19 protein-coding genes are annotated in these 20,496 nt (G+C 58.6%); 2 read left to right on the forward strand and 17 right to left on the reverse strand.

What is annotated here, in order from left to right:
• Window positions 1–8: 8 nt before the first annotated feature.
• From sdhA to sdhC, 3 genes are read right to left on the reverse strand one after another with little or no spacing between them, the layout of a single operon-like run.
• Window positions 9–1,781, reverse strand: coding sequence for a succinate dehydrogenase flavoprotein subunit (gene sdhA, locus HBO24_RS12815; protein ID WP_029292672.1), 1,773 nt, complete (start codon window positions 1,779–1,781; stop codon window positions 9–11).
• 3 nt (window positions 1,782–1,784) lie between these two features.
• Complete coding sequence (gene sdhD, locus HBO24_RS12820; protein WP_029292670.1) at window positions 1,785–2,153, reverse strand: succinate dehydrogenase, hydrophobic membrane anchor protein; 369 nt, start codon at window positions 2,151–2,153, stop codon at window positions 1,785–1,787.
• Window positions 2,147–2,521, reverse strand: coding sequence for a succinate dehydrogenase, cytochrome b556 subunit (gene sdhC / locus HBO24_RS12825; RefSeq protein WP_003172804.1), 375 nt, complete (start codon window positions 2,519–2,521; stop codon window positions 2,147–2,149). Before sdhC ends, sdhD begins: the two co-directional genes overlap by 7 nt.
• Before the next feature lie 364 nt (window positions 2,522–2,885).
• Here sdhC and gltA point away from each other — a divergent pair, with 364 nt between their 5' ends.
• Window positions 2,886–4,175, forward strand: coding sequence for a citrate synthase (gene gltA / locus HBO24_RS12830; RefSeq protein ID WP_003222994.1), 1,290 nt, complete (start codon window positions 2,886–2,888; stop codon window positions 4,173–4,175).
• A 510-nt stretch (window positions 4,176–4,685) separates the two neighbouring features.
• Here gltA and HBO24_RS12835 read toward each other — a convergent pair.
• The 3 genes from HBO24_RS12835 to HBO24_RS12845 form a co-directional block, all read right to left on the reverse strand.
• On the reverse strand, window positions 4,686–6,344 hold the full coding sequence (locus HBO24_RS12835; RefSeq protein ID WP_057958982.1) for a cation acetate symporter: 1,659 nt from the start codon (window positions 6,342–6,344) through the stop codon (window positions 4,686–4,688).
• Window positions 6,341–6,652 (reverse strand): DUF485 domain-containing protein, encoded by a 312-nt coding sequence (locus HBO24_RS12840; RefSeq protein ID WP_057438858.1) that lies wholly within the window; start codon window positions 6,650–6,652, stop codon window positions 6,341–6,343. Before HBO24_RS12840 ends, HBO24_RS12835 begins: the two co-directional genes overlap by 4 nt.
• A 204-nt stretch (window positions 6,653–6,856) precedes the next feature.
• The gene (locus HBO24_RS12845) at window positions 6,857–7,708 is read right to left on the reverse strand and encodes a glycine betaine ABC transporter substrate-binding protein (RefSeq protein WP_057438857.1); all 852 of its coding nucleotides are present in this window, start codon (window positions 7,706–7,708) and stop codon (window positions 6,857–6,859) included.
• Window positions 7,709–7,981: 273 nt separating this feature from the next.
• On the opposite strand from HBO24_RS12845, the gene HBO24_RS12850 reads away from it, so the two are divergent.
• A complete protein-coding gene (locus tag HBO24_RS12850) occupies window positions 7,982–9,535 on the forward strand; it encodes a glycosyl hydrolase family 17 protein (protein ID WP_057438907.1) in 1,554 nt (517 codons plus the stop codon).
• Window positions 9,536–10,043: 508 nt separating this feature from the next.
• Here the strand turns inward: HBO24_RS12850 and HBO24_RS12855 are convergent.
• The 11 genes from HBO24_RS12855 to HBO24_RS12905 form a co-directional block, all read right to left on the reverse strand.
• The gene (locus tag HBO24_RS12855; protein WP_170059819.1) at window positions 10,044–10,496 is read right to left on the reverse strand and encodes a phage tail assembly chaperone; all 453 of its coding nucleotides are present in this window, start codon (window positions 10,494–10,496) and stop codon (window positions 10,044–10,046) included.
• 3 nt (window positions 10,497–10,499) lie between these two features.
• Entirely contained in the window at window positions 10,500–12,056 is a 1,557-nt protein-coding gene (locus HBO24_RS29355) for a hypothetical protein (RefSeq protein ID WP_178124554.1), read from the reverse strand.
• Window positions 12,053–12,631, reverse strand: a complete 579-nt coding sequence (locus tag HBO24_RS12865; protein ID WP_170059820.1) for a putative phage tail protein — start codon at window positions 12,629–12,631, stop codon at window positions 12,053–12,055. Before HBO24_RS12865 ends, HBO24_RS29355 begins: the two co-directional genes overlap by 4 nt.
• Complete coding sequence (locus HBO24_RS12870; protein ID WP_170059821.1) at window positions 12,628–13,698, reverse strand: baseplate J/gp47 family protein; 1,071 nt, start codon at window positions 13,696–13,698, stop codon at window positions 12,628–12,630. The genes HBO24_RS12865 and HBO24_RS12870 overlap by 4 nt, the downstream gene beginning before the upstream one ends.
• A 1-nt stretch (window position 13,699) precedes the next feature.
• A complete protein-coding gene (locus HBO24_RS12875; protein ID WP_170059822.1) occupies window positions 13,700–14,050 on the reverse strand; it encodes a phage GP46 family protein in 351 nt (116 codons plus the stop codon).
• A 56-nt stretch (window positions 14,051–14,106) separates the two neighbouring features.
• The gene (locus HBO24_RS12880) at window positions 14,107–14,649 is read right to left on the reverse strand and encodes a phage baseplate assembly protein (protein ID WP_170059823.1); all 543 of its coding nucleotides are present in this window, start codon (window positions 14,647–14,649) and stop codon (window positions 14,107–14,109) included.
• On the reverse strand, window positions 14,649–15,788 hold the full coding sequence (locus HBO24_RS12885; RefSeq protein WP_346343267.1) for a phage baseplate assembly protein: 1,140 nt from the start codon (window positions 15,786–15,788) through the stop codon (window positions 14,649–14,651). The genes HBO24_RS12880 and HBO24_RS12885 overlap by 1 nt, the downstream gene beginning before the upstream one ends.
• Window positions 15,772–17,142, reverse strand: coding sequence for a DNA circularization N-terminal domain-containing protein (locus tag HBO24_RS12890; RefSeq protein WP_170059824.1), 1,371 nt, complete (start codon window positions 17,140–17,142; stop codon window positions 15,772–15,774). Before HBO24_RS12890 ends, HBO24_RS12885 begins: the two co-directional genes overlap by 17 nt.
• Entirely contained in the window at window positions 17,139–19,550 is a 2,412-nt protein-coding gene (locus HBO24_RS12895) for a phage tail tape measure protein (protein ID WP_170059825.1), read from the reverse strand. Before HBO24_RS12895 ends, HBO24_RS12890 begins: the two co-directional genes overlap by 4 nt.
• 177 nt (window positions 19,551–19,727) lie before the next feature.
• Window positions 19,728–20,114 carry a hypothetical protein gene (locus HBO24_RS12900; protein WP_170059826.1) on the reverse strand — a complete coding sequence of 129 codons (387 nt, stop codon included), beginning with the start codon at window positions 20,112–20,114 and terminating at the stop codon, window positions 19,728–19,730.
• A gap of 4 nt (window positions 20,115–20,118) precedes the next feature.
• The gene (locus HBO24_RS12905; RefSeq protein ID WP_170059827.1) at window positions 20,119–20,490 is read right to left on the reverse strand and encodes a phage tail protein; all 372 of its coding nucleotides are present in this window, start codon (window positions 20,488–20,490) and stop codon (window positions 20,119–20,121) included.
• Between the last annotated feature and the right edge of the window lie 6 nt (window positions 20,491–20,496).

The raw sequence follows: 20,496 nt of genomic DNA on the forward strand, positions 1-20,496 counted from the left end.
AGCCACCCTTAGTAAGTCCGAATCTTCGGTTCAAACGTCGGAACCGTCTTCGGCGAGAAGTTCACGGCACGCTTGGTTACGCGCTTGTCACCCGGGAAGTACAGGGTGTGGCACAACCAGTTTTCGTCATCGCGATCTTCAAAGTCTTCACGAGCGTGAGCACCACGGGATTCTTTACGAACCTCGGCGGCAATCGCAGTCGCTTCAGCCACTTCCAGCAGGTTTTGCAGTTCAAGGGCTTCGATACGAGCGGTGTTGAACGCCTGGCTCTTATCGTTGATCTTGACGTTGGCAATCCGCTTGCGCAGGTCTGCCAGCTGGGTGATACCCTTCTGCATGTATTCGCCAGTACGGAATACACCGAAGTAGTTCTGCATGCAGCTTTGCAGCTCGCGACGCAGGGTTGCTACGTCTTCGCCATCAGTACGCTCGTTCAGAGCATTCAGGCGTGCCAGGGCAGCCTCGATGTTGGCGTCGGTCGCGTCATCGTATTCGATGCCGTCGGTCAGGGCTTTTTCCAGGTGCAGGCCGGCAGCGCGGCCGAATACCACCAGGTCGAGCAGCGAGTTGCCGCCCAGACGGTTGGCACCGTGAACCGATACGCAAGCCACTTCGCCTACCGCGAACAGACCATGAATGATCTCGTCCACGCCTTCGGCGTTCTGGGTGATCGCCTGGCCATGAATGTTGGTCGGCACGCCGCCCATCATATAGTGGCAAGTTGGAACTACTGGTACTGGAGCAACCACCGGGTCAACGTGTGCGAAGGTCTTGGACAGTTCGCAGATACCTGGCAGGCGGCTGTGCAGCACTTCTTCGCCCAGGTGATCGAGCTTCAGCATCACGTGGTCGCCGTTCGGGCCGCAACCGTTGCCGGCGATGATTTCTTTAACCATCGAACGGGCAACCACGTCACGACCAGCAAGGTCCTTGGCGTTCGGAGCATAACGCTCCATGAAACGCTCGCCGTGCTTGTTGATCAGGTAACCGCCTTCACCACGGCAACCTTCTGTAACCAGTACACCGGCGCCGGCGATGCCGGTTGGGTGGAACTGCCACATTTCGATGTCTTGTACCGGCACGCCTGCACGCAGGGCCATGCCAACGCCGTCACCGGTGTTGATCAGGGCGTTGGTGGTCGAAGCGTAGATACGACCTGCACCGCCCGTCGCCAGCACGGTAGCCTTGGCGCGGATGTAGGTGGTTTCACCGGTTTCGATGCAGATAGCGATCACGCCGACGAATGCGCCGTCCTGGTTCTTCACCAGGTCAACCGCGTAGTACTCGTTCAGGAACGTGGTGCCGGCTTTCAGGTTGCCCTGATAAAGAGTGTGCAGCAGTGCATGACCGGTACGGTCGGATGCCGCGCAGGTACGGGCAGCCTGGCCGCCTTTACCGTAATCCTTCGACTGGCCGCCGAATGGACGCTGGTAGATACGACCCTGTTCGGTACGGGAGAACGGCAGACCCATGTGGTCCAGCTCGAACACCGCAGCCGGGCCTTCCTGACACATGTACTCGATAGCGTCCTGGTCGCCGATATAGTCGGAACCCTTGACGGTATCGTACATGTGCCAGCGCCAGTCATCGTTCGGATCCGCAGAAGCGATGGCGCAGGTGATGCCACCCTGGGCCGATACGGTGTGGGAACGGGTCGGGAACACCTTGGTGATCACGGCAGTCTTGTGACCGCCCTGGGCCAGCTGCAGTGCAGCGCGCATGCCGGCGCCGCCGCCACCAATAATGATGGCGTCAAAAGAAATCGTTGGAATGTTAGCCATGAATCAGATACCCCAGAGAATCTGCACACCCCAGACGAAGTAAGCGAACATCGCGACGCCGCATACTGCCTGGAAAAGGAAACGTACTGCAGTCGCGGACTTGCCCAGCGCCATCGGCGTCAGGTAGTCGGTCGCGATGGTCCACATGCCGACCCAGGCGTGAGCGCCCAGGGCCACAAGGGCGAGCAGACTGAAGATACGCATCCCGTTGTGGGAGAACAGACCGTGCCATTGGGCGTAGCCAATGCCAGGGTTTGCAACGAGGTACCCGATCAGGAAAATGAAATAAGCCGCGAGAACGACCGCAGACACACGCTGCGCCATCCAGTCATAGAGGCCTGAACGCGATAGGTTCGTAACGCTGGTTACCATATCCAAACTCCTGCCAGAACGATCAGCACCACGGAAATGGCGATGATGATTTTCGAGCCCAGGCGGCCGCCTTCCAGCGTCTCACCGATGCCCATATCCATGATCAAGTGGCGCACACCGGCTACCAGGTGATACAGCAGAGCGGACAGGAGGCCCCATGCTACGAACTTGGCCAGCGGGCTGGTCAAGCATGCCTTCACCTCGGCGTATCCTTCCTCGGAACCCAGGGATTTGCTCAATGCATAAAGCATGATGCCCAAGCCCAGGAACAGGATGATGCCGGAAACACGGTGCAGGAACGACGTAACGCCGGTGATGGGGAGTTTGATGGTCCTTAGGTCTAGGTTTACAGGTCGTTGGCTATTCACGGCTTTTTTTCACACTGAAGAGCCCCTAACAATCAGGGCAAAGTTGTTGGGGAGTGCACTGGTCAGGTAAGCACCACCCAGGGAGTGCGACCCCCAATGAAAGCAAGCCCAAAAGCCCTTGGCGGTCGGTGGCCGAGTATAGACAGTTAGGCTACTAATGACAACGCGCACTCCTCACCCTAATAGCTGATTGCGCTGACGGGATAAAAGGCGTAAACGGCAGGCAATTTCGAGGAAAAAGTACGGTTAAAGCCTTCTGGAGCAAGACTTTAGGCAAATTGACATCTGGATTTATATCAATATAGTGGTGCGGGCCCTGCGTGGGGGGTCTGTCTGATGATTTGAAGCATAAATAGGAGGCCACATGGCTGACAAAAAAGCGCAGTTGATCATCGAGGGCGCAGCCCCCGTCGAGCTGCCCATTTTAACCGGCACCGTTGGTCCCGATGTTATCGACGTACGGGGCCTGACGGCCACGGGCCGTTTCACTTTCGACCCAGGCTTCATGTCGACCGCTTCTTGCGAGTCGAAGATTACCTATATCGACGGCGATAATGGCATTCTGCTACATCGCGGCTACCCGATCGAACAACTGGCCGAGAAATCGGACTACCTGGAAACCTGCTACCTGCTGCTAAATGGCGAATTGCCAACAGCCGAGCAAAAGGCCCAGTTTGTCAGCACCGTGAAGAACCACACCATGGTTCACGAGCAGTTGAAGACCTTCTTCAACGGCTTCCGTCGCGACGCCCACCCAATGGCCGTCATGTGCGGTGTAGTCGGCGCCCTGTCGGCCTTCTACCACGACTCCCTGGACATCAATAACCCGCAGCATCGCGAAATCTCCGCGATCCGCCTGGTTGCCAAGATGCCCACCCTGGCCGCAATGGTTTACAAGTACTCCATGGGCCAGCCCATGATGTACCCGCGCAACGACCTGACGTACGCGGAAAACTTCCTGCACATGATGTTCAACACCCCGTGCGAGATCAAACCGATCAGCCCGGTGCTGGCCAAGGCCATGGACCGGATCTTCATCCTCCATGCCGACCACGAACAGAACGCCTCGACGTCCACCGTGCGCCTGGCGGGCTCCTCGGGTGCCAATCCGTTCGCCTGTATCGCCGCGGGCATCGCTGCACTGTGGGGCCCTGCCCACGGCGGTGCAAACGAAGCCGTATTGACCATGCTTGATGAAATCGGCGATGTGTCCAACATCGACAAGTTCATCGCCAAGGCCAAGGACAAGAACGATCCGTTCAAGCTGATGGGCTTCGGTCACCGGGTCTACAAGAACCGCGACCCGCGCGCCACCGTCATGAAGCAGACCTGCGACGAAGTGTTGAAGGAACTGGGCATCAACAACGATCCGCAACTCGAACTGGCCATGCGCCTGGAAGAGATCGCGCTGACCGACCCGTACTTCATCGAACGCTCGCTGTACCCGAACGTCGACTTCTACTCGGGGATCATCCTCAAGGCGATCGGCATTCCAACCAGCATGTTCACCGTGATCTTCGCCCTGGCGCGGACCGTGGGCTGGATCTCCCACTGGAAAGAAATGCTCTCCAGCCCGTACAAGATTGGCCGCCCGCGCCAGCTGTACACCGGCTACGAGTCGCGTGACATTACCAAGCTGGAAGACCGCAAGTAAGCATTCAACTGCTTAGCTGCATTGAGAACGGCCTCCCTTAGTGGAGGCCGTTTTGTTTGTGCTGCCTGACATACCGCTTTCGCGAGCAAGCCCACAGTTGAGCGCATTTCAAAGGATGAACGCGGTCAACTGTGGGCTTGCTCGCGAAGGCAATAGCGCAGGCAACACAGAACCCCAGGCAAAAAAAACCGGCCTTTCGACCAGGGCATTTCTTACTGAGCTACAACCTAAGTGGTTGACCGCCCCGCTCGCCCCAGGCCAGTCTGCGAACGCACAAACTGCGGGAAGCGCTTTCACTGCCGCCACCGACTTATCGGTGATGGAGAAGAGCCAGTGATCATCCAGAACAGCGCCGGGTACTCCCATAGCTGACCGCATCGCCCGGGCGAACATCATTCAACTGTGGGAGCCAGGCTTGCCCGCGATGAGGCCGACCCAAACACTACAAATCATCCAGCCAAAAAAATGCCCCGGCCTTTCGACCGGGGCATTTCTTATTGAGCTACAACCTTAGTGGTTGACCGCCCCGCTCGCCCCCAGGCCAGTCTGCGAACGCACAAACTGCGGGAAGTACAGCGCCCGTTCTTTCACTGCCGCCGCCGACTTGTCGGTGATGGAGAAGAACCAGATACCCACGAACGCGATGATCATCGAGAACAGCGCCGGGTACTCGTACGGGAAGATCGCTTTTTCATGGTGCAGGATCGAGACCCAGATGGTCGGGCCCAGGACCATCAGGCCAACCGCACTGACCAGACCCAGCCAGCCACCAATCATCGCGCCACGGGTGGTGAGGTTTTTCCAGTACATGGAAAGCAGCAGCACCGGGAAGTTACAGCTGGCGGCAATGGAGAACGCCAGGCCGACCATGAACGCGATGTTCTGGCTTTCAAACAGGATACCCAGACCAATCGCCAGCACTGCCAGGGCGATGGTGGTGATCTTCGACACGCGAATCTCATCCTTCTCGTTGGCCTTGCCTTTCTTGATCACGCTGGCATACAGGTCATGGGACACCGCCGAAGCACCGGCCAGGGTCAAACCGGCAACCACCGCGAGGATGGTGGCAAACGCCACGGCCGAGATGAAGCCCAGGAAGATACTGCCGCCCACCGCGTTGGCCAGGTGCACCGCCGCCATGTTGTTACCACCCAACAGAGCGCCTGCTGCATCCTTGAACGCCGGGTTGGTGCTGACCAGCAGAATCGCGCCGAAGCCGATGATAAAGGTCAGGATGTAGAAGTAGCCGATAAAGCCAGTGGCATACAGCACGCTCTTGCGGGCTTCTTTAGCGTCACTCACGGTGAAGAAGCGCATCAGGATGTGTGGCAGGCCAGCTGTACCGAACATCAGGGCCAGGCCCAGGGAGAACGCCGAGATCGGGTCTTTTACCAGGCCGCCAGGGCTCATGATCGCCTCACCTTTAGGGTGAACCTTGATCGCCTCGGAGAACAGCAGGTTGAAGTCGAAGTTGACGTGCTTCATCACCATCAGTGCCATGAACGAAGCACCGGACAGCAGCAGCACTGCCTTGATGATCTGTACCCAGGTGGTCGCCAGCATGCCGCCGAACAACACATAGAGGCACATCAGGATACCCACCAGGATCACCGCAACATGGTAATCAAGGCCGAACAGCAACTGGATCAGCTTGCCGGCGCCGACCATCTGCGCAATCAGGTAGAACGCCACCACCACCAGCGAACCACAAGCCGACAGGCTGCGGATCTGGGTTTGCCCGAGGCGATAGGACGCTACGTCGGCAAACGTGTACTTGCCCAGGTTACGCAGGCGCTCGGCGATCAGGAACAGAATGATCGGCCAGCCCACCAGGAAGCCGATCGAGTAGATCAGGCCATCGTAGCCAGAGGTGAACACCAGTGCGGAAATCCCCAGGAAGGACGCCGCCGACATGTAGTCGCCGGCAATCGCCAGGCCGTTCTGGAAACCGGTGATCTTGCCGCCAGCGGCATAGTAGTCAGCCGCCGAGTTGTTACGCTTGGACGCCCAGTAGGTGATGCACAATGTTGCGCCGACAAAGGCGACAAACATCAGGATCGCCGCAACGTTCAACGGTTGCTTGTGCACTTCACCGGTCAATGCGTCCGCCGCCCAAACGGCAGGAGCAAAAAGCGAAGCGCCGAATACAGCCAATAGACGACGGATCATTGCGCAGCCTCCTTGAGAATCGCATTGTTCAGGTCGTCGAATTCGCCATTGGCGCGTCGCACGTAGATGCCTGTGAGCACAAAGGCCGAGACAATCAGCCCAACCCCAATCGGGATCCCCCAGGTGATGGACGACTCAGGGCTGATCTTGGCCCCCAAGACTTGTGGCCCATAAGCAATCAACAGGATGAATCCGGAATACAGCCCGAGCATGATCGCCGAGAGAATCCAGGCGAACCTTTCCCTTTTTCTCACCAGCTCCTTGAAGCGCGGGCTGTTTTGAATCGAGAGGTAAATGCTGTCGTTCATTGTTTTTATCCTCGCAGCACAGCTTTTTTATTATTGGAACATATCCACTGTATGCGGCTGCGGGAGAGGTTCCAGACGACCTTAGTCTTAGAACCAGTGTAGCGAGGGTTTGGGAGGTGACAGAAACAATTGCGGGAGTGAGCTTATGTGAGAGCGGGCTTGCCCGCTCCCACACAAGGCACACCACCAATACTTTTCAGGGGGTCAAGGAGCGGTCCACTCAGCCACACGCTCAGGGTGCTTGGCCACCCAATCCTTGGCCGCCGCATCTGGCTTGGCACCTTCCTGGATAGCGAGCATTACTTCGCCGATTTCATCCTTGGAGGCCCACTGGAATTTCTTCAGGAACGCCGCGACTTCCGGGGCTTTCTTTTCCAGGCCCTTGCTGCCGATGCTATTGACCGTCTCGGCGGCGCCATAGATGCCTTTTGGATCGTCAAGGAAACGCAGCTTCCACTTGGCGAACATCCAGTGTGGCACCCAGCCGGTCACCGCAATGGAATCCTGCTTGTCTTCGGCACGGGTCAACTCAGCGATCATTGCCGCCCCGGAACTGGCCTGCAGCTTATAGTCCAGGCCATATTGCTTGATGGCTTCGTCAGTCTTGAGCATCACGCCTGAACCGGCATCAATGCCAACGATCTTGTTCTTGAAGGTGGTGTCGGTCTTCAAGTCCTCGATGGACTTGGCCTTGACGTACTCCGGCACGATCAAACCGATCTTCGCATCCTTGAAGTTGGGGCCGTAGTCGACCACTTTGTCCTTGTTCTTGGTCCAATACTCACCGTGGGTGACAGGCAGCCAGGCCGAAAGCATGGCATCCAGTTTGCCGGTGGCCACGCCCTGCCACATGATCCCGGTGGCAACCGCCTGCAGTTTCACGTCATAGCCGAGTTTTTGCTTGATCACTTCAGCCGCCACGTGGGTGGTGGCGACACTGTCCGACCAGCCGTCCACATAACCGAGGCTCAGGGTCTTGCTGTCGGCGCTGGCCAGTGTGGAACTCATCGCAACTACCAAGGTGGCAGCTGCGCCCAAGAGTCGTCGCATCTTCATAGTGCTTCCCCGAAAGTGCTGCGCCCGACGGATGCCGAGCGACGTCAACCTGTTGTCATGTGGTGCCGTTCGATCATCAACCTGCTGAACCTGTGGACCTGCTCTGACTACGACCTCAGCGGAGCAAGAAACGACATCACAACGCCAGCAGGAAAATTCCTAGGACGCAGCGTCAAAATCCCGCCCGAACTTTGCATGTCAAAATTATGCGGTCCCCCTGAAAACCGGCAAATGCAGGTAAGATGCGCGGCTTTGTTCCCACACGGCCTGACCATGACCGCGACTGCCCGCTTCCCCTTCATGCCTTATGTATTTGCCTTGCTGCTCGGCCTGTTCGCGCTGGGCGGCTACTGGTATGGCCTCGGCCAGCCAGTAGTGCTGCCGGACGTCGCCAGCGCCAGCCACAAGTTGCAATGCGCGTCCTACACGCCCTTTGACAAGGACCAGTCACCGTTCGACCAGCCGTTCAAACTGCGCCCCGAGCGCATGGACGCCGACCTGGCATTGCTGGCCACGCGCTTTGAGTGCATCCGCACCTACTCCATGACCGGCCTCGAAGCCCTGCCGGACCTGGCGCGCAAACACGGCCTGAAGTTGATGATCGGTGCCTGGATCAACAGCAACCCGGTGGACAACGCCAAGGAGGTCGACCTGCTGATCGCCTCGGCCAACGCCAACCCTGACGTGGTCACGTCGGTGATCGTCGGCAACGAAGCCCTGTTGCGCAAGGAAATCACCGCCACGCAGTTGGTGAAGCTGATCGAAAAGGTCAAAAGCCAGATCCAGCAGCCGGTCACCTATGCCGATGTCTGGGAGTTCTGGCTGCAACACCCGGAAATTGCCCCGGCGGTGGATTTCCTGACCATTCACTTGTTGCCGTATTGGGAAGATGACCCGGCGGGGATCGACCAGGCTCTGCGCCATGTCGGCGATATTCGCCAGACCTTCGGCAACCGCTTCGCCCCCAAGGACGTGATGATTGGCGAAACCGGCTGGCCCAGCGAAGGCCGCCAGCGGGAAACCGCAGTGCCGAGCCGGGTCAACGAAGCCAAGTTCATTCGCGGTTTTGTCGCCATGGCCGAAGCCAATGGCTGGCATTACAACCTGATCGAAGCCTTTGACCAGCCGTGGAAACGCGCCAGCGAAGGGGCGGTCGGCGGTTACTGGGGGCTGTTTGATGCCGATCGCCAGGACAAGGGCATCCTGGCCGGCCCGGTAACCAATGTGCCGTACTGGCCGCTGTGGCTGGGCGTTGGCGGGCTGATCCTACTGGGCACCCTGGTGCTCGGCGGGCGTGTGCGCAGTACCCGCGCCGCGTTGTTGCTGCCATTGCTGGGCGCGGTGGCGGCGGGCTCGATTGGCAGCTGGGCCGAACTGACCCGAGTGACCGCGCGCTTCACTGATGAATGGATCTGGGCCGGGCTGTTGCTGGCCCTGAACCTGTTGGTGCTCGCCCATGGGGCCCTGGCCTTGAGCGCTCGCCAGGGTTGGCGCGCACGGGCCTACGCCTGGCTGGAGCAGCGCGCTGGCTGGTTGATTGCATTCGCAGGGTTCGCCACGGCGGTAATGATGCTGGCACTGGTGTTCGACCCACGCTACCGCAGCTTCCCCACTGCCGCCCTGCTGCTGCCGGCGCTGGTCTACCTACTGCGCCCGGTCAGGGGGCCACGCCGGGAAATGGCCCTGCTGACCTTCATCATCGGCGCCGGCATTGCACCGCAGCTGTACCGCGAAGGCTTGATGAACCAGCAGGCCCTGGGTTGGGCGCTGGTCAGTGTGTTGATGGTTGCAGCCTTGTGGCGTTGCCTGCGGGTGCGCAATCCCTGAGATCGCTATCGCACCGCTCCCACATTTTGATTTGTGAATACATTCAAATGTGGGAGCGGGTTTGCCTGCGATGAGCATAGGTATCTACACAACTCTTTAGCTTATTGGGTTTGTGTACATATCCGTTGCTGCTGTCACGGCCACTTAGGGTTCCGCCCTGACGGCGGCTCACTTTGGAGAAGCGCCAAAGTAAGCAAAACGCTCTTGCCCCACCACTCGGTGCCTCGCCTAGGCTCGGCATGCCCGCAGTCAGGCATTGCTCCGTGGGCCCGCCGCGATCGGCCATCCATGGCCGTGTCGCGGCTACCCCGGCATCCATGCCGGGGTGCCCACTGCGCAATACCTGCCTGCGGCCAGCGTGGTTTAACGGGGCGCCTAAGATCAAAAGCCAGATCTGTAAGCGCGCGTCGGATTTGGCACCGCCTCGCAGGTGATTTGGCACTGCTTGCGCCCGTCCAAACTACGAGATTGTGCGAGATGTTTGGCATCTCGCCCTGTAGTTATTGTCTTACTCAGTTTGACCAGCAAGCCAGTCCGGTGAACTCGGGCGCAGGTCGATGCTTGGAAAACCTTCTGCTGTCGGCCAATCCCGCAAGGCCTGCCTGTACCTCAGCAGCTCTGAAAACTGCTCAGGCGTAATCTGGGTTTCCTGCCCCATGTCCACCTCGTCACGATGGCGGGTGACTATCCACTCACTTGTAGATATCACCTGGTCTCGCCAGCGCCGCTCCTTTTCGGCCAGCTCCTCGTTGGTTGGGAGCAGGGCCGGCGCTGCAATCGGTAGCCCGTCTTCGTCAGGAATAACCCGGCCACCTTCCTCCCGGACCCGCAGCATCCGCTCGAACACTTCGCTGGCTACCTCCAGCACATCATCTGGCATCGAACAGCCATCGCTGCCAGGTTCGCCATGGATGTCTGACCGGAAAAAGGCAGTCGTTGAAGGACTGAAGTAAAATTTCATGCATTACCTACCTATTGCGCGTATGCGAAAACGACCTTCGGGAGAGAAGTTCCCGCCGGCACTGATCACGAAACGATCTTTGGTGACGTCACCGACGACGAGGCCGCTGTTGTTTGCATATCCGCCCGCCGTGGTACTGAGCAGGGAAGGAAAAACACCGAAGCACTCATTCGGAAAGGACACGGGGAAGTAGCGATGGTCAGCCGCCCCCGTGCTTTCCGTAACCTCAAACACCTGCTCTATCCAGCCGTTCGGGAGCCGAAGTGTCGCGTTACCAGCGGAGGTTGTAAGAGTTGCGTTTGCTGATGTCCACAGCGTATCGGATCTGGCCCAAACAATCGGGCCAGCCCCCGGCACCGCTGTTCTAAGCACCAACGAACCACCTACAACAGCAAGGCATGCCGAAGGGTTCGCCATTACATGGCGTACCCAGTCCCTACCATCCCAGTAACAGTTCTGAGCAAGGCAGGTCTCTGAAGGGGATGTTACAAACGCATAGGTTTCCCCGTGAATATCAATGCTTCCGCCTGGCAGCGGGTTGGCATTGCGAATTCCATCAAGAATCCCATAAGAGGCCAGCGACGTACCCCAGTTGGCCTTGGCGCCCAGCCTGTAATCAACATCGACTATGCGGTACGCATCCTTAATACCGTAATCAGCCAGCGACGCGCCCCAGTTGGCTTTGCCGGCTAACAAACCCATTATGGTGGTGGCAAAGTTCGGATCGTTCCCCAGCGCCTTTGCCAGCTCGTTCAACGTGTCCAATGCGCCCGGCGATGAATCGACCAGCCTGGCGACGGCAGTAGCAACGAAAGCGGTGCTGGCTGCCTGTAGCGAGTTTGTTCCCGGCGCAGCTGTAGGCACCGTAGGGATGCCCGTTAACGCCGGACTGTTCAAGTTGGCCTTGGTCGCTAGCGAGGCGGTTACTGTGGTCGCGTAGGTATTGACCGCCCCCCAGACGAACGCACAATTTGCCAACTCGCCGAAATTGCTACCAGGGGGCGCGGTTGGCGCGGTAGGTACACCGGTAAAGTTAGGGCTCGCGAGGTTGGCTTTTGACGCAGGGTCAAAATTCCCGTCGTGCCACACGTACCTCATCGTATACGAACCATCACCAAGAACTCGGCGGAAAGCTAAAACATCGCTACCGCCGCCTATGTGACCGAAAATATCGAATGCAATATTTCCCCCCGGCCATTTCATCCGCAGAAATAGACCATTGCTGGAGACTGACGGCTTGTCGGTAGTTGCGGGGATATAGGTTCCCAAAGTGGTTACTGGTATGTCGGCGATGGCTCCCACAACGCCCGATTGTGGTTTTGAGCTGATCTTAGAGTCAGCTTCTGCCGCAATCAGCGCTCTGACAGCCTTGGATAGCTGGGAGTCATCGTTTTTATTGAGAGTCAGCCCAGCAGCAAGAACAACCGCGATAATTTCCCGCTGAATGGTGTTAAGCCAATCGGCTTTAAGTAACGTGGCAGCCGCACCAGCCGCTGGATTGCCTTCGGTCCATTCGCCGCTCTCCGTTGCGGTATTGGTGCTATCTCCGATTTTCTTCATGGTTGGTCTCCGTAACCGAACAGCAAAATAGACTCGGCAGGCTTCATCTGGCCCAGCCGACACTCCAGGGCTCTGTTGCCCCAGACGGATAAAGGATCGCCAGCGCCCGTAGCACCGGCCCTGGCATAACTCACCGTTACGGGCGGGGCGTTAACCCGCCAGGTGAAGTCCCAGTCACCACCATTGATGGAATCGCCAGCTCGCGCTATGCCAGCTCGCGCTGGTCGGAATGTGGTGATGGTGATGTCGTAGCCCAAGGACTTAGCCAGGGCGATAAAGAAGGGTTTACTTTGGCCTGCACGGCCAGGCAGCTTGCTAATAACAGCCTGTACACGTTGGCCGACAGTCTGGGCTTGGCCGACTAGGCAAGGATCAGGCAAGGCCAGCACCCGCTCCCAATCGGTCAGCCCTTCGCCGGAATCGGGGAAAATTGTGTTGTAAACCACGTTTGCCTGGGCGTCGGCCAGGTCCATGGCTTTGGCTTCGGCCTCAATGGTGGCCGACAGGTAAGGCGCGGAACCGTCATATGAAACAGGTGGCAGCAGCAGCCGGAGTTGATCGGCGAGCGTGGTCATTCCAGCAGGCCCAAAGTGATGGTGCCGGGGCGAATCCATCCGATAATCGCGGGGTCATCCGATGCTTTGACGTTGCCAGCCGGAGCCGTGACGGCACGATCCAGAACGCCCGCCAGGTTGTTGATCATGGCCTCGATCTGCGAGCGCTTGAGGGAGTCGCCGGGCTTCAACGCGCCCAGCAGGGTGTTGTAAGCCTTTTGTGCAGCTGCCTGCACGTCGGCCATGGTGAAGTCAGGGGCCAGTTCAATTTTGGCTGCGGCGTTGACGGTGCGGATAGTTGGCGCGTAGACCCATACGTCGGCGATGACGGAGCACTGGTCTTGTATATGCGCCAGGCATGCCGCGATGACCTCAGCCGAAGGTTTACCAGTGCTGGCGGTGATGACTACATCAACGGTGCCGCCCCCTCTGCGCCGGGGGATAGGCAGCGCGCCGGCTACTCCATCGACCTCCAACGCCCAGCGGCGGTAGTCATAGGCCGCACCACCGGCCGGGGGTGACTGGATGATGTCCAGGTAACGCGCCAGCAGGGATTCGATTGTCTCCCGGTCTTCGCCGCCAGTGGTCTTGCCGACGAAAGTAGCGGCCGCGTCCATGCCCAACGGCGGGCTGGTAAGCACCAGGGCGCCCGTAAGGTCGTTGAGTGCAACGCCGACGGTTTGGGCTTCGATCAGGACCGAGGCGGTGCCATTGGTGCCAATCTTCGCGCTAGCTTTGGCGGTGAACAGTTCGCCCGTGACAACGTGCTTTAAGGTGGCACCGAGCAGCAACGGTACGCCGGGCGTGCCTTTGAGGGCAGCCGTACCGGTGGCCGCTACGGGATCTTTTTGTAGCACCCCCCTAAGCGCGGCCGCGTGGACCAGTTCTTCTTCATCGGCGGTATCCGGGAAAATCTGGCGGTACACCCAGGCCAGCTTCTGATACAGCCCCTCAATAGCCGAGGCCACAGCGGCCGAGCGTACATAGTTGTCGCTGTCGGGGCCGATATCGGCTTCGGCTTGAAGGTTGCGAATGTCGCGCAGGATGCCGCGCAGAATCTCGTCCAGGCCGGGAGCGGTATAAGCCATGTCAGTTCACCCTTACAGGTTGGCGAAACACCTGCGGATTGCCGGTGGCGTCGGTGATGTCGATTTGCAAGTGAAGCCAGCCGTTGTGGGGCTGCTCGACGGCGATGGTGATGTCTTGGGCGCGGCCGTCATCGAGCAGCGGCTGGAGCGCCTGCTCGGCGTATTGTTTGGCGAGCTTGCCGACCCGTGGCAGGTCTTTGGAGCGTTTCAGCTCATGCAGGCGGGAGCCCACGGTGGTGTCTTTCCACCAGGTGCCGAGGGGTGTCATGAGGCGGATGTAAACGGCGTTGCCCAGCGTATTGATACGCTGGCCCGTCAAGTCGCCAGTGGTTGGGTTTATGCCTGCGTCCATAGGTTGGCATAGTGCTTGCGCGCAGGCGGGTAAGGATATTTCAGGGGCGTTTAAGGTTATTGCTGCTGACCTGGTGCTGGCCCACCGCCGTGGTTGTGGCCGTTGTAGATCAGCCGATCTGCCTGCATGGTCCGCTTATGGTCAGCGATATCTCCCGCAGCCTTAACGTCCTCGCTCATTTCGACCAGGGGCGTTTCAAAGCGCACCTTGGTCTTGGCTTTGACTACCAGGGTGTCTGTTTCCACTTCGATCAACCGGCCGCGCTTCATGTGGATGTAATCACCCTCATCGGTGTACAGCGATACTTCGCCGTCTATGAGGGTGATTCGATAACGCCCGTCCTCACTGGCGACAACGACCGTGTGTTTGCTGTTGCCCCCCACGGGGATGGCAAGAAATTCCGCACCAGGTAACGGCGCCGAGCTGAACCCGTAGTGCTGCATCAGTTCGCCGGAAACCGATTCGCCTGCCAGGCCTTCCATTTCGATACCAATCAACTTGCCGTGGGTGTTACGCGCCGCCGTACCTCGAAAAGCCTGGCGCACGTTCCGCATCATCCTACTAACCTGATCACGCACCAGGCGCGCCATATTGCTCATTACAGCCCCTTGAAAATCTCGATAAGTTCCGCATCCGGGTTGGCCTTCTTACCCTTGCCCTTGCGCTTCTTGGGCGGGTTGCCATCCAGCACCCACAATTTATCTTCGCGCAACCGCAACTCGGTGATGCGACCTTCACCACGGGTCAGGCGTAATGTGCGCGACATCAAAAAGTAGGTCGCATCCAATCCATGGGGCTCACTACGAACGATGACGCGCTGGCCTGGGCTCCAGACCTGGCCGTTATCGGCACGATGGCCCATCACCACTGCGCGGATCTCGAAACCTTCCAGGCGACTGTCTGCCAGCAACTTACGTCCACGAGTGGTCGCCATGTCCTGGTTCTCGCTGGAGCTATCAATGACCACCTTTGGTCGGAAGATCCCACGGCGGGCCAGGGTTTCGTCCTGGATGACAGAACGTAGGTGGGCGCGTTTGCTGTCCAGCCCGTCATTGTCGTACTGCCCATGCTGGCCTAGGACCGTGATTTGGCTGTACCGATTGGCGATGGAACGCCGCACACTGAGGCGCTGCACGTTATTGCCGACACCATCTTCGCGCATGACCAGTGTTCCCACTGGCGCCGCGTTGTAGTCCGGCCCGCCAATAATTAAACGCCCGTCAGGCTCGACCCACGGCCACAGACCATTGGCCTCGGCAACCTGGAGCAACGCCTCCCACGCACTCTGGCCCGGCTCAATCTGCACGCGCCGTCGGGTCTTAGCCTGAGCGGCGCGGATCTCGAACTGGGTAATGCCCAGCGGTTTGACGACCCGGTCCAAAATCTGTGCGAGTGTGGCTTCGCGCATTGAGACGAACGGCGCCGAACAATCGACCAGGGGCGCCGCACGGTCCCGGCCGGTGATACGCATCGAGATACCCTGACGGGAGATGTCGTGTTCAAACTCGTCTATTTGTCCCGTCAGCACGCGATCTTTGCCCAAGGTCAGCGAGCATGGCGCACCCTCGGCCAACACGCTGGGCAAACGGGTGGCATCCTTGGTGTACAGCTCCAGCTCGAAACCATCAGACGCGATCAACAGGTCAGATTCAATCGACCAGCCGTCCCATTCTTCATGGGCTAGGCCACCAATTGATAAGCGTATGGATTCTTCCAGGGCTTTATTTGGCGTAGGCACGCAGTACCTCCCCGGCTTCGATGTTGTGGGGCGCTTTCAGGCCGGGATTGAGGCGGATCAACTCGGCGGCACGGGTATGGTCGCCGTACCAGCGGTGGGCCAACAGGCGCAGGCTCGCAGGGGTTTCGACCACACGCTCGATCATGGGCGGGCTTTGCAGGATGACCTGGCGGGCGCGGACCTGAATCAATGCGGCGACGTTGCGTAACGCCTCAATGATCGGCCGGGCGATCTCCACGTCGTACAGGTGACGTTGCAACAGGATTGATGACTGCACCAGGGACCGCACCAGGTTAACCAATCCCTCCAGTTCCAGTGGGCTCAAGGTCGGTGTGTCGGCTTCGTCCTCGATGACGGAGGCCACCGCCTGCGCATGTGCCAATGCAAGTTCGGTGATGACCAGGACTACCAGGCCGAAACCGTTGGCGATCACCGGATCATCCGGCATGCCATTTGGCAGTAGTACCAAGCCGGTGCCGGTGTTACCTGACACGCCTTCGACCAGCAGCTCGACGGTCGGCGCCACGCCTTGGCGGGCACCGATCAAAAAGCCGCTGCCTGCACGGGCGGCGTCGGCCGTCAGGCTAGCACTGCCAGGTAATGCGGCGGGCACGCCAGATCTGGCAAGCAGCGCCGTCGACGAACTGGGGGTACTGCCCTGGATCGCTGCCCGGATCTCGGAGGGCGTGCGCATCAGGTCCACCAGCGGATCAAAGGCCCCCGACGGCCGTTTAGCCATCGACCCAATGCCAGACACCACACCGAGGATCTGCGAGCGCAGTTGTTGCAAACGCAGACCGATGCCCGGCAGGCCCAGGGCCTTTTCAATCAGCCCAACCCAGCCGCCACCGATCCACGATTGAATCTCGCCGACCAGGGAGTCAATGCGCCCGAACAGATCAAAGATGCCATCCTGCCAGGTGTATTCGTCCTCAAGCCCCAGTATGCCGATATCGACGAACTCAAATTGCCGCTCGAAAAACGGTGCATCGGGCGTGTCCTCGACAAACAAGATGCTGATCTCGGCATAGTCGGGACGCTCGGCGTGGTGCTTAACTTCGCCGGTGTTGCTGACGACATTCAGGCTGCCATAGATAGGGTGTATCAGTTCGCCCGTACCTGGAGTGTTTAGGGTGCGGAGGATGTTCTGGAGTTCGATCTCGTAATTGACGCCGAACACCACAACTTGCATGGGAAAGCGTCGAGCGCCACGGCCCAAGTCTTTGACCCGGTCGCCATCCTTGAATGGTGTCCCATGCTCTGACAAAGCGCGCTGCCATTGCATGCTTTCGCTTTCGATCTGGAGCGGGACGCCGCGAAACGAGGCGTCCAGCAGGTTCTCTGCCCAGCTCATCCGCCGCGCCTCATCTGAACATTGGTTCGGCGCTCGACCTCGGCCTGGAACATGTGTGAGTCAGTACGAACTTCAATGACCAACGGCTGTGCGAGCAAGGCCCGCAACCGCTCCTCGGCGGCTTGTGCGGCGGGATTGGCACCGGCTGCACCAGGTGCAGCGCCATTGGTGCCAAAGCCCGGCATACCAGGAGCAACACCGCCTGACAGTGGGGTAGCCAGGCGCTGGGCCTGGGCAGCCAACCAGGTGGACGGCTGGCTGGCAGATTGCGACATCATGTCCCGCAGTTGCTGTTGCGCAGTGAAGGTTTCGGCGCCCGCAGCCAGGGCTCTATTGGCGATCCCTTGCGCCCAGGTGTTGGCGCCGTTAACAGGTAAACCCGATGCAGTCAGACCAGTTTCATGGTGCGCAAGACGCCGGGCTTCCGTGGACAGCCAGTCAGATGACTGGTCGGGGTTCTGATCGGCCAGGGTTATGCGGTTACGATAGAAGGACGTCTGGTAGGTACGCTGGTCGTCGTTCAACAACTTGCTTCGCTTGGCGGCGTCCAGTCGGCCCTCATCTGTTGCTGTCGCACTTGCGCCACCGATCTGAGTGGCAGTCGCAGCCAACGCCAAGGGGGCAGCCCATGGGGCGACAAATCCGCCTGGCTTGCCTTTAGTCTTGCTGGAGTTGGAACCATTCGGCAGATCTGGCCCGCCAATGCCACCCAGAGAGGCAGCAGGCCAGTTAGTGACAAACACGGATGTAACGCCCGTGGCCTCTTCCAGCACCTTACCCACGGCAATACCTTTTAAAGTTTCGGGGCCGCCCATGAACTTATTGAGCAACGCACCTGCACCCGCTTTGGCGCCGCGACCGGCGTAGTAGCCACCGACAGCCAGCGCGGCACCACCGGCCAGCATCTGTTCACCGGACAGGTTCAGGTCATCCAGGAGGTAACGCCCCATATCAGCGAATCCCTTGTTCAGAGGTGTAGCCATCCGGTCGATGGCTTCGCCAAACGTAGCCTTCATCCTACCTGCGACACCGCTTGCACTTTCCGTGTTCTCTTTAAGGTCGCGAGCGATAACAGGGGCTGACTCATGAAGTTCTTTAGTCTGAGAGCCAAAAGTATCTAGACGATTCCCAGTCATCATAATTCGGCTACCCCGAACGGTGTCCTGGTCCATTCCTTTAAATACAACGCCCATAAACTTTGCGCGCATTTCATCGGTAGCAAGTTTGTCGTACTTTCCTTTTAGATCTCCGAAAATATCCTGCGGATTCCGCGAGCTACCGTCTTTGTTAAAGAACCCGACCCCTGTTGTTTGGGTGATTCGATCTCGATATTGCTTGTTGGTAAATATACGCAATGTTGATTCTGCGAGAGTGCCGAGTCGATCAGGCTGCATCTCTACTGTCGACAACGTTTCAGTGAAGGCCAAGGCTTGAGACAAAGACATGCCTGCTGCCGAGGCCGCCCCACCTAGCTTAGGGAAAAGGTCAGCAAGGTTTTCAAGTTCGGCGTTGCCCAATCGTCCTGCCACTGTCATTTTCTGAAGCAGATCCAAGGCCGTACCTGCTTTATTCAAATCAAGATTGAATGCACTAGCCCCTGAAACTACCGCCTTGCCTAACACAGCGGAGTCAGCACCGGTCACAGCAGTAGTTTGTCCAATTGCATCAGCGGTCATTCTAGCTGCATCGTAATTCACACCAGACGCAATCAATGTATTGAAACCACGGTCAACATCTTCTCTGCTAATGCCGTTGGCAGTAGCAATTCTGAAGCCTTCTTTTTTCCAATCTTCTTTTTGCTCTCCGCTCATATCAGCAGTTTGTTTTGTGCGGATCAGCCCACGCTCCAGGTCAGCATTTGCTTTCATTCCCGAAAGCACCCCAACGCCCACACCCACACCAGCTAATTGCCCATGCATGCTTCCGCCCAGCCCCTTGATACGGTCGAACTCCTGGCGCACACCCATCGCAATGGTTTTCAACGTGCGAAGGCTACGCCCGCTGTTCTGAGCCATGCGCCGGAAGGACGTTTCCGTCCGATCAACACTCTGGCGCAGTGGCTGCACACCTTGACGATCAGCGCCCATAAGCTCGGTTTTGGCATCACGCGCCGCCTTACGGGCGGCGGTGGCCATCTCCTTGAGTTCGGTGGATGTCTTGCTGACTTCGATGCGCGTGCCGGAACCTGCCTTCGCGGTTTCACGCATGGCACTACGGATGGTTTTATAACTGTTGGCCCCGACCTGACCCACTTTGGTGATGGCCGAGGATGCCTTCCAGCTTTCATCGGCCAGGGATTTCGCTCCCTCTTTACCGGCTTTGCGTAAGTCGCGGTTGATCTGCTCGATCTCACGCCGACTGTTGCCCGCATGGGCCTGGAAACGGAGCGCGACGCGCAGATCGGACATGGGAAACTCCCGGAAAGGGTCTTACTGGAATAGGAAAGGCCCGGTATCGAGCCTATCTTTTGGGTTTTGGCAACGCCTTGCGCTGGCGCTGGCTGACGTAGCGGGTGCCTTTTACCTTGCCGATGATCAGATCAATACGTGCGTCGATCTCGGCCCTGGTCATCTGGCGCAGCTCTTCTAGTCGGTAGCCGTGCCGGACGAAGGCGTGTTCGATTCGTCGCCAGTCGGTGTTGCCGCGCTCGGCGGCGCGAGCTTTTTTTCCAGCTCAGCATCGGCGTCGGCGATGATGGCCAAGTCGCTTTCGGTCAACTCGCCCAGGAGCAATTCAGTTGTCAGCGCATCAGCGGGTATCTCGCCCAGGGACAACAACTGACGGCGATAGACCTCCAGGGTAATCAGTTGAAACGGCGCGCCAGGATGCAGTTCCTGTGCGGCGACTAGGTCGCCCGCAACAGGAACGCGCAAGGTAAAGGTCTTGTGACGCAAGCCGGAGTAATAGACACCCATCCTGAGTTCGCGGGTAATGCTCAGACCATCCCAGCGCTTACTTGATTGCTCGGTCATTGGGTTATTCCGTGTAGTAGTTGAGAGCGGCAATGGTCAGGTCGCGGGTGGCTTCACCTTCCACCTGGTACTTACTGCCGAGGTCGATCAATGAGCAACCAGTCCAGGTCTCACGCTTACCGCCGCCGTCTTGGGGATAGATCGTCAGCTTGGCATCCAACAGGGCGCGCCAGTCCGGTTCACCATTTTTAGGAATCGCCACCGAGACTTTCAGCTCGTGATCTTCAATTCCCTTTGCCGTGCCGGCTGGGCGGCCGGTGCGATTCATTGTCTTGACGACCTTGCGCCCGGTCTTGAGGCTCGGCTCGACGCTCACCACCTCATAGTCGGTGCCGTTGATCTCCAGGACGATCTGCCCTACATAGTTATCAGACATCTAAAG

It is taken from the genome of Pseudomonas sp. WS 5410 (genome assembly GCF_012985645.1).
Taxonomy (GTDB): domain Bacteria; phylum Pseudomonadota; class Gammaproteobacteria; order Pseudomonadales; family Pseudomonadaceae; genus Aquipseudomonas; species Aquipseudomonas shahriarae.

Excerpts from the sequence above, each read along its gene's own strand:
- sdhA (WP_029292672.1), bottom strand. The coding sequence starts at position 1,781 with ATGGCTAACATTCCAACGATTTCTTTTGACGCCATCATTATTGGTGGC.
- sdhD (WP_029292670.1), bottom strand. The coding sequence starts at position 2,153 with ATGGTAACCAGCGTTACGAACCTATCGCGTTCAGGCCTCTATGACTGG.
- gltA (WP_003222994.1), top strand. The coding sequence starts at position 2,886 with ATGGCTGACAAAAAAGCGCAGTTGATCATCGAGGGCGCAGCCCCCGTC.
- HBO24_RS12835 (WP_057958982.1), bottom strand. The coding sequence starts at position 6,344 with ATGATCCGTCGTCTATTGGCTGTATTCGGCGCTTCGCTTTTTGCTCCT.
- HBO24_RS12840 (WP_057438858.1), bottom strand. The coding sequence starts at position 6,652 with ATGAACGACAGCATTTACCTCTCGATTCAAAACAGCCCGCGCTTCAAG.
- HBO24_RS12845 (WP_057438857.1), bottom strand. The coding sequence starts at position 7,708 with ATGAAGATGCGACGACTCTTGGGCGCAGCTGCCACCTTGGTAGTTGCG.
- HBO24_RS12850 (WP_057438907.1), top strand. The coding sequence starts at position 7,982 with ATGACCGCGACTGCCCGCTTCCCCTTCATGCCTTATGTATTTGCCTTG.
- HBO24_RS12855 (WP_170059819.1), bottom strand. The coding sequence starts at position 10,496 with ATGAAATTTTACTTCAGTCCTTCAACGACTGCCTTTTTCCGGTCAGAC.
- HBO24_RS29355 (WP_178124554.1), bottom strand. The coding sequence starts at position 12,056 with ATGAAGAAAATCGGAGATAGCACCAATACCGCAACGGAGAGCGGCGAA.
- HBO24_RS12865 (WP_170059820.1), bottom strand. The coding sequence starts at position 12,631 with ATGACCACGCTCGCCGATCAACTCCGGCTGCTGCTGCCACCTGTTTCA.
- HBO24_RS12870 (WP_170059821.1), bottom strand. The coding sequence starts at position 13,698 with ATGGCTTATACCGCTCCCGGCCTGGACGAGATTCTGCGCGGCATCCTG.
- HBO24_RS12875 (WP_170059822.1), bottom strand. The coding sequence starts at position 14,050 with ATGGACGCAGGCATAAACCCAACCACTGGCGACTTGACGGGCCAGCGT.
- HBO24_RS12880 (WP_170059823.1), bottom strand. The coding sequence starts at position 14,649 with ATGAGCAATATGGCGCGCCTGGTGCGTGATCAGGTTAGTAGGATGATG.
- HBO24_RS12890 (WP_170059824.1), bottom strand. The coding sequence starts at position 17,142 with ATGAGCTGGGCAGAGAACCTGCTGGACGCCTCGTTTCGCGGCGTCCCG.
- HBO24_RS12895 (WP_170059825.1), bottom strand. The coding sequence starts at position 19,550 with ATGTCCGATCTGCGCGTCGCGCTCCGTTTCCAGGCCCATGCGGGCAAC.
- HBO24_RS12900 (WP_170059826.1), bottom strand. The coding sequence starts at position 20,114 with ATGACCGAGCAATCAAGTAAGCGCTGGGATGGTCTGAGCATTACCCGC.
- HBO24_RS12905 (WP_170059827.1), bottom strand. The coding sequence starts at position 20,490 with ATGTCTGATAACTATGTAGGGCAGATCGTCCTGGAGATCAACGGCACC.